9 protein-coding genes and 4 tRNA genes are annotated in these 10,838 nt (G+C 39.8%); 4 read left to right on the forward strand and 9 right to left on the reverse strand.

All coding sequences use genetic code 11. The annotated features are described in order from the left end of the window. Positions 1–682: 682 nt before the first annotated feature. From I6F44_RS03695 to nudE, 6 genes are all read right to left on the reverse strand, one after another. Positions 683–759 (reverse strand) — tRNA-Met (locus I6F44_RS03695). Positions 760–821: 62 nt separating this feature from the next. Next, positions 822–898, reverse strand: a tRNA-Met gene (locus tag I6F44_RS03700). A gap of 79 nt (positions 899–977) precedes the next feature. Next, positions 978–1,054, reverse strand: a tRNA-Met gene (locus tag I6F44_RS03705). 79 nt (positions 1,055–1,133) lie between these two features. After that, a tRNA-Met gene (locus I6F44_RS03710) sits at positions 1,134–1,210 on the reverse strand. Positions 1,211–1,346: 136 nt separating this feature from the next. Then, on the reverse strand, positions 1,347–2,150 hold the full coding sequence (gene cysQ, locus I6F44_RS03715; protein WP_197173312.1) for a 3'(2'),5'-bisphosphate nucleotidase CysQ: 804 nt from the start codon (positions 2,148–2,150) through the stop codon (positions 1,347–1,349). After that, the gene (gene nudE, locus I6F44_RS03720) at positions 2,143–2,715 is read right to left on the reverse strand and encodes an ADP compounds hydrolase NudE (protein ID WP_007586548.1); all 573 of its coding nucleotides are present in this window, start codon (positions 2,713–2,715) and stop codon (positions 2,143–2,145) included. The genes cysQ and nudE overlap by 8 nt, the downstream gene beginning before the upstream one ends. A gap of 61 nt (positions 2,716–2,776) precedes the next feature. Here nudE and yrfG point away from each other — a divergent pair, with 61 nt between their 5' ends. Further along, positions 2,777–3,424 (forward strand): GMP/IMP nucleotidase, encoded by a 648-nt coding sequence (gene yrfG, locus I6F44_RS03725; RefSeq protein ID WP_197173313.1) that lies wholly within the window; start codon positions 2,777–2,779, stop codon positions 3,422–3,424. A gap of 15 nt (positions 3,425–3,439) precedes the next feature. Here the strand turns inward: yrfG and I6F44_RS03730 are convergent, their stop codons facing one another. From I6F44_RS03730 to I6F44_RS03740, 3 genes are all read right to left on the reverse strand, one after another. Then, positions 3,440–4,063 (reverse strand): dUTP diphosphatase, encoded by a 624-nt coding sequence (locus I6F44_RS03730; protein ID WP_007586550.1) that lies wholly within the window; start codon positions 4,061–4,063, stop codon positions 3,440–3,442. 105 nt (positions 4,064–4,168) lie between these two features. Next, a complete protein-coding gene (locus tag I6F44_RS03735) occupies positions 4,169–4,537 on the reverse strand; it encodes a YacL family protein (protein ID WP_024592461.1) in 369 nt (122 codons plus the stop codon). A 116-nt stretch (positions 4,538–4,653) separates the two neighbouring features. After that, on the reverse strand, positions 4,654–4,878 hold the full coding sequence (locus I6F44_RS03740; RefSeq protein WP_002963009.1) for a hypothetical protein: 225 nt from the start codon (positions 4,876–4,878) through the stop codon (positions 4,654–4,656). Positions 4,879–5,181: 303 nt separating this feature from the next. Here I6F44_RS03740 and uvrD point away from each other — a divergent pair, with 303 nt between their 5' ends. The 3 genes from uvrD to I6F44_RS03755 all read left to right on the forward strand — a co-directional run bounded on the left by uvrD (position 5,182) and on the right by I6F44_RS03755 (position 10,345). Further along, the gene (gene uvrD, locus I6F44_RS03745) at positions 5,182–7,347 is read left to right on the forward strand and encodes a DNA helicase II (RefSeq protein WP_007586555.1); all 2,166 of its coding nucleotides are present in this window, start codon (positions 5,182–5,184) and stop codon (positions 7,345–7,347) included. Further along, complete coding sequence (locus I6F44_RS03750) at positions 7,325–9,394, forward strand: GNAT family N-acetyltransferase (RefSeq protein ID WP_197173314.1); 2,070 nt, start codon at positions 7,325–7,327, stop codon at positions 9,392–9,394. Before uvrD ends, I6F44_RS03750 begins: the two co-directional genes overlap by 23 nt. Positions 9,395–9,496: 102 nt before the next feature. After that, positions 9,497–10,345, forward strand: a complete 849-nt coding sequence (locus I6F44_RS03755; RefSeq protein WP_197173315.1) for a chemotaxis protein — start codon at positions 9,497–9,499, stop codon at positions 10,343–10,345. The last annotated feature ends 493 nt before the right edge of the window (positions 10,346–10,838 follow it).

A 10,838-nucleotide genomic window follows, 5' to 3' on the forward strand; every position in this document is an offset into this window, starting at 1 on the left:
GAACCGACGACCTTCGCTTACTTATGCAGAGTATTTTGCGTAGTAACGGTGAGTTTTATAATTATAGGAATTCATTAAACTGCAGACGCAAAAAATCACTCGATAAAGAGTGCGATTTTGTTTTAACTTTTTAGGTATTTAATTTCAGTGGTTGCGGGAGCTTGAGTTTGTAAAAAGCGAACCGACGACCTTCACTTACTTGTGCAAAGTATTTTGCGCAGTAACGGTGAATTTTATAATTATAGGAATTCATTGAACTGCAGACGCAAAAAATCACTCGATAAAGAGTACGATTTTGTTTTGAATTTTTAGATATTTAATTTCAGTGGTTGCGGGAGCTTGAGTTTGTAAAAAGCGAACCGACGACCTTCGCTTACTTATGCAGAGTATTTTGCGTAGTAACGGTGAGTTTTATAATTATAGGAATTAATTAAACTGCAGACGCAAAAAATCACTCGATAAAGAGTGCGATTTTGTTTTAGCTTTTTATGTATTTAATTTCAGTAGTTGCGGGAGCTTGAGTTTGTAAAAAGCGAACCGACGACCTTCGCTTACTTGTGCAAAGTGTTTTGCCCAGTAACGGTGAGTTTTATAATTATAAGAATTTATTAAACTGCAGACGCAAAAAATCACTCGATAAAGAGTGCTATTTTGTTTTAACTTTTTAGGTATTTAATTTCAGTGGTTGCGGGAGCCGGATTTGAACCGACGACCTTCGGGTTATGAGCCCGACGAGCTACCAGACTGCTCCATCCCGCGCCTGAAATTTGTAGACTTGTTTAAAGTTGCTTACATTACAACTTGGCTTCCAATTAAAGAATTGGTTGCGGGAGCCGGATTTGAACCGACGACCTTCGGGTTATGAGCCCGACGAGCTACCAGACTGCTCCATCCCGCGCCTGTATATTTTAAGTCTATCGACTACTTTATTTTATCTCTTAAGCTAGAGTTTACAGTAACCAAATCTTATAAAAAATTGGTTGCGGGAGCCGGATTTGAACCGACGACCTTCGGGTTATGAGCCCGACGAGCTACCAGACTGCTCCATCCCGCGCCTGTATATTTTAAGTCTATCGACTACTTTATTTTATCTCTTAAGCTAGAGTTTACAGTAACCAAATCTTATAAAAAATTGGTTGCGGGAGCCGGATTTGAACCGACGACCTTCGGGTTATGAGCCCGACGAGCTACCAGACTGCTCCATCCCGCGCCTGTAATTTCTTTAAAACATTTTCGTAATATTTACGAGCCTGCCTTGAAGAGAGCGCTACTATATAGGAATAAACATTTAATGCAAGGCCTAAACTAATTAAAGTTGTTCAACCGAACAAAAAGCAATCAAATTGCTATTCTGCGCTCAACCTTTGATGCGGATTAATCATTTTTTGCCATTCCCAGTCTGGATGTCCCATCACTATAAAGTCAGGGTTCTCAGTACTCTCGCGTTGGTTGTACGTTAGCGGGTTAAATTCTGCATCGGTAATACAACCACCGGCTTCTTCAACAATAACTTGTGAAGCACCTGTATCCCACTCTCCCGTTGGACCAATTCTTAAAAAACAATCTGCTTTGCCTTCTGCAACAGTACAAGCTTTTAATGAGCACGAACCAATAGCAATAGTTGTAAACTGACTATTTAAATACTGACTCACCGCTTCTATTTTTTGGCGGCGGCTCACTGCAAGCGTCAAGTTCTCTGGCGGCGCTACAGATATTTGCTTATCAATTGAGTTTTCACGTTTAAAGGCACCATTTTTAGCTGTAGCAAAATAAGTCACACCTTTTGCAGGCCAATGAATAACGCCAAGCACAGGATGATTATTTTCAATCAATGCAATGTTTACTGCAAAGTCGCCACTTTCTAAAATAAATTCGCCTGTACCATCCATCGGATCGAGCAACCAATAGCGCTGCCAGTCATGTCTGTCGGCGAGTGCTGGTATAGGTGTTTCTTCCGACATAATTGGGATATCGGGCGCTAAGACTTTTAATCCAGCAACCAGTACGTCATTTGCTGCTAAGTCAGCTTTGGTAACAGGCGTATTATCTGATTTCTCTTGTTGGCCAATATCGCCTTTTTTATAAATGGCCATAATTGCATCGCCAGCACGCTCAGCTAATTCAATACACGGTTCGATTAATTTATTCATCGGCAGCTCCAGACGCTAAATACTTATCTAATAATAGCAAAGCTGCAACACTGCGTGCTTCGGTAAAATCTTCTTGGTCTAATAATGACTGCCACTGAGTTAATGGCCACTTAACAACAACAAGCGGCTCTGGTTCGTCGCCAATAAGGGTTTGTGGGTATAATTGCTTAGCAAATAAAATATGCATAGTGGCATTAAAGTAACTCGGCGCCATTGTTACTGTTCTTAATGGTTTAAAATACTCAGCACCAAAGCCAATTTCTTCTTTAAGCTCTCTGTTAGCAGCTTGCTCTGGCGTTTCGCCCGGATCGATTAAGCCTTTAGGAAAACCTAACTGGTAATCGTTTGTGCCCGCACAGTATTCACGTACAAGTAGTAATTCGTTGTCTGCACTTAACGGAACAATCATCACTGCTCCCCGGCCACCGCCGCGAATTCGCTCATACTGGCGCTCTTCGTTATTAGAAAACTTTAGCTCTAAAGACTCCACAGTAAACAGGCGGCTTTTAGCGACAACATTGTTACTGAGGATTTGTGGTGGTGTTGGGTGCTTTTTCTGTGTCATTGGCGTTAATTTGCTATCATGGCAGTTAGTTCAATAATAAACCTTATAAGTTGAAATTCCTATGTTAAATTGGTCAAAAATCGATACCGTTTTGCTCGACATGGATGGAACATTACTCGATTTACATTACGACAGTCATTTTTGGCTTAACGTTATTCCTGCGCAACACGCATTAGCAAGGGGCATTAGCCTAGATGCAGCTAAAGCAGATATTTTAAAACGCTATCAAGCTGTGAGCTGTCAAATACAGTGGTATTGTTTAGATTATTGGGAGCAGCAATTAAGCTTGCCTATAATGGAGCTTAAACGAGAGTCTCAGCATTTAATTAAAATGCGCGAAGACGTACCTCATTTTTTAACTGAGCTTAAAAAAGCAGGCAAAGAGTTAATTTTACTTACCAACGCCCACCCTGAGAGTGTCATGCTTAAATTTGAGCATACAGCGATTGATAACTACCTAGATGGCGTAGTGTCTACTCATGAATATGGAGTAAGTAAAGAGCAACAAAGTTTGTGGCACCAAGTACAAAAAGACTTAGGGTTTAATAAGCAGCGCACTTTGTTTGTAGATGACAGTGTGCCGGTTTTGAATGCCGCACGAGAATACGGCATTGAGCACTTACTTGCAGTTGCTAACCCAGATAGCCAACAACCACATAACGAAATAGCCGATTACCTAAGTGTTACCGACTATCGTAAGATTATCTAACTCAACTTACGTGACTTAAATTTTTGGGTAACGCGCTTCTAGCCCTTGATATACTAACTTTGCAAAATCTGCATGTTCTGTATCAAGGCTTTTAACTACTTCAACTAAATGCTCGTTATCTTCTTGCCCATTCCATTCTTTAATATAGCTACCATCTTTGTAACCGTGATCTTGGCGGAAAAAGTTTAACGTGTTTTTACCTACGTAGCCGCGATATAAATCATCAATATCCATACCCATTTGCGCCATACAGCCGGCAAAGGCACCTGCATTAAACGTTTTATCAGCAACAGCAGACGCCGCCAATATCTCTAGTGTTTGTTTAAAGTCATCAGCTTGTTGAGCATTGCTAAGCTCAGTTTCAAGTTGCTTTGCTAAGTCTTCGTAGCTAGTTTCACCGTCAATTCTAAGCGATAGACCAAAATGAAAAATATCAACTAACTCTAAAATAACTTGTTCAGTATCTGGTGTTTGTTTTTTCCACCATTTCCAACCATGATGATCCAACATTTCAGCACACTCAACCCAAATAGCGCGGTACCATTCAAACCCTTGAGTAAACCATTGCTCATGTACTTTAGTATTCATGGCGTTTTGCATTTCTAGCATCACTACTAGCTTGTTTAAATTGGCAGACATATCAGTTCCTGTCGTTTTGGTTGGCGTAATTTTCGTTGGTGTAATAATACAGATAAAATGCTGATTGTGCATTGCTGTATATTTTTATTAGTGTCCTAATTATGTTTATCGTGACGTCGTAAACTCATGCCATGAATCAATTAAATCAATGAAATCTTCAAAGCCACAACCACTACTTAAACCATTTTCTTCAAGCGCTAAATCGTCATCTTGATACGCTATTAGGTCTTCGCTGTCTTGATGAAGTGCATGGGCTTCAAATAATGCTTCGTCTTTCGTTAATATTAAATCTATTTCTTGGCCTTTTAGCGTTAGCGGCTCATAGCTTGAACTTACCGATGCAATAAGCGCTTGCACCATGGCTACTTTGTCTTTGCCTATTTCTTCGTTTAGCCAGCGACCAATAATAGCGTGTTCACTGCTTATTTTAATACGTAGCCCACTAATAGGGTCGCGAATAAATTGATATTCCATAGGGTTTGCCTGTAAATCTTTAATTGCGTAATTATATACGTAAACGCCCGTAAACCACAGGACATATAAAGTAAAATAGCGCCACATGGGCGCTATTTTACTCAACTTGAAAACCGTTAACTTCGCGATCTATAACGCGCTGCGTCAATAATCGACCATAAGTAAATAATAGGCACAAGTACAAAGCCTACAAGCACATAAATTAGTGCGTAACTTATTATAATAGCGAGTGCAAAAAATATAGCCGCTAAAATACGCCCTTGCACTAACTGCCCTAAACCAGGAAAAAATATATTACATAATGCTGCGATTACGTTACCGCCAGAACCTTGATCTGCCATACTAACCTCTGTATTTATTTGATTTTATAATTATTTACTTACACACTCTATGCCAATTTATTAAAGCTTACAAATCAAATAGTTAAATTAGTCTAGATTTAGAGAGTTAGTAAATTTTGCTAACTTTAGGTCAAATTAGAAATTTTTGTTATGTGTTTGCACTTTTCTATTCGCTCAATTAATTAGCAAGTTACTCGTTTTGAACACTATTTTATAAATAGCTGTTTATAAAAACAGTATTTTATTTAGCCTAACAAAAACACCTGTTATACTGGCCACAATATTGATTAAAAAGGCGTAACGATGGACGTTTCACAATTACTCGATGGCTTAAATGACAAACAACGCGATGCCGTTGCAGCCCCACTACAAAACATGCTGGTATTAGCAGGTGCTGGGTCTGGTAAAACACGAGTGTTAGTTCATCGTATTGCGTGGCTTATGCAAGTTGAGCAAGCCTCCGCTTACAGTATTTTTGCAGTTACTTTTACTAATAAAGCCGCTAAAGAAATGCGTGGCCGCGTTGAAGAAACACTAAAGGCCCCTGTAGGTGGCATGTGGATTGGTACTTTCCATGGTTTATCGCATCGTATTTTACGTGCTCATCACCGTGAAGCTAACTTACCTGAAGCCTTTCAAATTTTAGACTCTGACGATCAGCTTAGAATGATCAAGCGCTTATTAAAATCGATGAATATTGATGATAAAAAATGGCCCGCTAAGCAATTTGGCTGGTACATAAGCGCCAAAAAAGATGAAGCACTTCGCCCTAAAGATATTCAAGCATACGATATTAATGAGCAAATGATGCTGCGTGTTTATGCCGCCTATCAAGAGGCCTGTGATAGAGCGGGCCTAGTTGATTTTGCTGAAATATTACTACGCAGCTACGAAGTGTTAAAAAATAACCCTACGTTACTGCGTCATTATCAGCAACGCTTTGCACATATGCTCGTAGACGAGTTCCAAGATACAAATACCATTCAATATGCTTGGTTAAAGTTACTTGCTGGCGATACTAACAGCATTATGATTGTAGGCGACGATGACCAAAGCATTTATGGTTGGCGTGGTGCTAAAATCGAAAACATTAAACGTTTTTTAACTGACTTTAGCGCTGAAACCATTCGTCTTGAACAAAACTACCGTTCAACCGCGACTATTTTGAAAGCGTCCAACGCATTAATTCAAAATAACTCAGAACGTATGGGTAAAAGCTTGTGGACCGACGGTAACGATGGCGAGCCAATCTCTATTTATGCAGCATTTAATGAGTTAGACGAAGCACGCTTTGTAAGTAGCAAACTACGAAGCTGGTTAAATGCAGGTAATGCCCTACAAGATGCCGCAATTTTATACCGTAGTAACGCGCAATCTCGTGTACTTGAGGAGGCCATGCTGCAAGAAGGCTTAAAATACCGTATTTATGGTGGTATGCGATTCTTCGAACGACAAGAAATTAAAGATGCGCTTTCGTATTTACGCCTAGTAGGTAATCGTCAAGACGATGCCGCGTTTGAGCGTGTAATTAATACGCCAGCACGCGGTATTGGTGATAAAACATTGAGCCATATACGAGATTGTGCACGAGCAGAATCGTTACCGCTTTGGTATGCCGCAAAAGCAATTGTAGAACAACAGCACTTATCTGGTCGTGCTTCTGGTGCAGTAAGTAAGTTTGTAGAACTAGTTGAACAAATAGAAGATAAAATTAGCGATCTAACTTTGCATGAGCAAGCCAAGTACACAATTCAAACCTCAGGCTTAATGGCAATGTACCAAGCTGAAAAAGGTGAAAAAGGCCGTGCTCGCGTAGAAAACTTAGAAGAGCTAATTAGCGCATGTGACCAGTACGAACTTCCTGAAGACGAAGAATACAGCTCGCCTTTACAAGGCTTTTTAGCACATACATCACTTGAGTCAGGTGAAGGACAAGCAGAAGAGCACGAAGATGCCGTTCAAATGATGACACTTCACTCAGCTAAAGGATTAGAGTTTCCGTTAGTGTTTATGGTGGGCGTAGAAGAGGGCATGTTCCCTTCTCAGCAAAGTAACGAAGAGTCTGGCCGCTTAGAAGAAGAGCGCCGCCTTTGTTATGTAGGCATGACACGAGCAATGGATAAGTTATACATTAGCCATGCTGAGAGTCGCCGCTTATACGGGCAAGAAAAATACCATAGCCCATCACGCTTTTTACGCGAAATACCTGAGGACTGCGTAGAAGAAATCCGTATTAAAACACAGGTTTCTCGTCCGCCTGCCGCCGGGCGTTTTAGCGCATCAGTTAGCCATGCCGCATTTGAAGACAGTGGTTTTAACTTAGGGCAACGAGTTTTGCATGCTAAGTTTGGTGTTGGTACCGTACTTAATTACGAAGGCAGTGGCGCGCAATCTCGCGTACAAGTTAACTTTGACGACCTTGGCAGTAAATGGTTAGTAACGGCCTATGCACGATTACAAGCTGTATAAATCTCACCTAAATGAGTTAGAACAACAACTAGCTGGCGCGTATCATCGTCAGCTAGTGTTGATTACCGGCAGCCCTGCTTGGTGTTATGAATTACTTAACTCATTAATAGATGAAAACAATACACTTGTTGTATCAAAGCAGTGCGCGATTAAAAATTCGTACTGGCCTACTCGCACTCACCAAATTTTAGGGCAAGAATTTGCTCACGCTGTTTATAATGGTTTTAGTGGTTTGCACCCTGATAAACTTGCAGCACTTACCGGCACCGTTAAAGCAGGCGGTATACTGTTTTTATTACTGCCCGAATTAAATGATTTAGCCTTTTGGCAAGACCCCTCATTAAGTACAGTGCAATCACACGGTCAGAGTATTGACTACAGTTTATTTAATAATCGTTTCGCGGCTATTATTAAGCGGTTACCCGCTTTTCATTTTAGTGAACAAAATGGCTGTATTAGTAATCTCGTCAGCTCTGTTACGCATAATAAAATTGACTATCTACCACAGCAAAACTGCGTTGAACAAATAGTAAAAGTAGCTAATGGCCGTGCCAACAGACCTTTACTCATTAATGCTGATAGGGGTAGAGGCAAGTCGGCAGCACTTGGCTTAGCTGCCGCAAAATTGACTGATAAAAAAGTAATTATTTGCAGCACTCAGTTTAAAGCGACCCATAGTAGCTTTAAACATTTAGCCAACGAGCTGAGCCTTCAATACAACGCTGAACATAAACAGCTCGCCAACTTGCACTACGTTGCACCTGACGCGTTATTAAATGCATTACCTGAGTGCGATTTATTACTCATTGATGAAGCTGCCGCGATCCCTGTTCCGTTATTGCTAAAAATGCTAGCTCATTACCCTCGTATAGTCTTTGCAAGTACACTGGTTGGGTATGAGGGCAATGGTAGGGGTTACACCATTCGCTTTAGTAACTATATAAAAGCGCACTATAAAGCCTCTAAAGTTGTAACGCTTGATGAGCCACTGCGTTTTGCCAAACACGATCCCCTCGAGAAGCACATTCGCACCTTGCTTGCACTCGATGCACAATATAAAGAGTTAAGTAGTGAGCAATTAGAGCAGCCAGTTCATAGCGAAATAACTCAGCAATCCCTTGTAAACAATGAGCCTTTACTGCAACAAGTTATTGCCCTGCTTGCATTGGCTCACTATCAAAGTAGTGTAAACGATTTACGCCAACTACTAGACGCACCATCGCAACGAATATTCATCAGCAAAATTAACAATCAATTAGTTGGTGTATGTTTAATCGCAATAGAAGGTGGTTTAAGTGAAGAACTTGCTCTACAGGTTATAAGCGGAGAGCGCCGCCCACAGGGTCATTTAATGGCTCAAACCCTCTCACAACTTAGCTTTGATAATGACTACTTAACACAGTTGAGCGCTCGCGTTGTACGCATAGCGATTGATCCGAGTACTCACAATATGGGTTTTGGTAAAAAGCTACTTAGCTATTGCGAGTCGCAAGTAAAAAGCCAATGTAGTTGGTTTGGTGCAAGCTTTGGCGCAACAGCGCAGCTACTTAACTTTTGGCAAAAACAAGGGTTTGATACCGTAAAACTGGGTTATCAACGCGATAAAAGCACAGCTGAACATTCAGCGCTTGTGGTTAAATGCTTAAGCAATAAAAGTGCAATTATCCAACCTTTGAAAAAGCAGTTTAAAAACGACTTTTTTTATGCTCTTTTAACACATTTTAAAACACTAGATTGGCAACTTGTAAGTATTTTAATTGAAGGATTTAGCGATGAGTTAGTAAGCCCCGAGACTCACGAACGATTAGCCTTGCTCGTAAACAGTAACTTCACTCAATTTAATATCTCTGCGACTCTCTGGCAGGTAGTGAATCAGTCTCCTTCTTGTATGTCTCAATTAACAGAGTCTGATAAACAACTTTTAATAAAGTTAGTGCTGCAAAATGAATGTAATGAAAAAGTGATTCAACACTTAGGTTTATTAGGAAAAAAGCAGCTTGAGAATCAATTTAAACGTGCCATAAAAAACCTCACTAGTGCCATCTAATAACACCTAGTTACCTATCTCTATTAAATCTTATCCATCTTTAAGCTATTTATTTAATTTGTTCTATCCTTAAAGCATTAACAGGTAAATTAAGATAAAGGCATGGAATTAATAAACTTTAAAGTGGGCTGCAAAACAATTTCACTTAAAATACTCGATATTTTATTAACAGAGCGCTTTGACAATAATCTAACAACTTTACCCAACAATAATAAAAGCTTTATTGGTGTTAAAGATTATATGGATATACCAACGCCTGTGTTTGATTTAGGTATTATTTTAAATAATATCTCAACCGAACAAAGTAATGCGCATGTACTAAAACAACTAAGAACATGGCAAGAAAAACTATTAAACTGGTTCAATACCCTTCAAAGTACCTTGCTAAATAGCTCGGCTTCTATTTCAAGCAATGATGCAGAACTACAAGATTTTGTTCTGTTTTACAAAGAGTTCAACACCGATAATGAAGACTTAAAACTAACAATGTCTCGACTTAACGAACCTTTCCAATCATTGCTAGAAACGGTAAAAGAAGCTATATCAGCTCATAATCAAAGCGATTATAAACAAGTATCAGCTCTGCTCGAAAAAATTAAGCGTAGTAACCTAATTCAGCTAGAGCGTTTATTCGAATCAGCTAAAGAGCAAATAACCTTAGACTATAAACCTATTATTGTTTTTACCACTAAAGACGGCTTAAACCCACACGTAGGGTTATTGGTAGATAAAGTCGAAGATAATATCGACTATAAAAAAGAAGACATTAAACCACTAGATAAGCTCACTGAGGTTGGTTTTGATCTAGACCCACAAACTAAAAATATGATGCGAGGATTAATCAAGCTTTCACAAAAGCACAGTGTATTAATTGATCCAAGCGTAATATTTAAACCAACACAACTAGAAGAATCTGAAAGTGAAGAAACTCAAGCTTACGGACTATTTTAAATAGTCTTTAGATTTGGTTATAAACTTTAGCACTGAAGTAAGGAGCTATTCTACTCGACTTGTACATTTAGATAAATTGGAGAGAAATCGAGTGCGTAATGTTAGTTACTCATATTTCACTTTTCTGCAAACGTAAAAAAGCCCGAATCGTTAGATCCGGGCTCGCTACAATGTGAAGTCGGTGCGCTACGCAGTAGAATGTCATAGTGCCCACAGCAGTAGAAAGTCACGTAGCAAATGCTACTTTATTGGCCGACTGGGGTGTTGAGGGCTTTTGTTGTGATTCTAGCGTCGGGAGTCGCTATGCTTGCCCGCCCTGCGTGCTAGGTGTTGATGTGAGTGTGTGTTAATTGCGCGCATTTCACTTTTCTACAGACGTAAAAAAGCCCGAATCGTTAGATTCGGGCTTTCTACAATTTGAAGCCTGGTAATGTCCTACTTTCACATAGCAAATGCTACACTATCATCGGCGCTGTTTCGTTTCACTACTGAG

The sequence above is a fragment of the Pseudoalteromonas sp. NZS11_1 genome, from assembly GCF_015864275.1.
Classification (GTDB): domain Bacteria; phylum Pseudomonadota; class Gammaproteobacteria; order Enterobacterales; family Alteromonadaceae; genus Pseudoalteromonas; species Pseudoalteromonas arctica.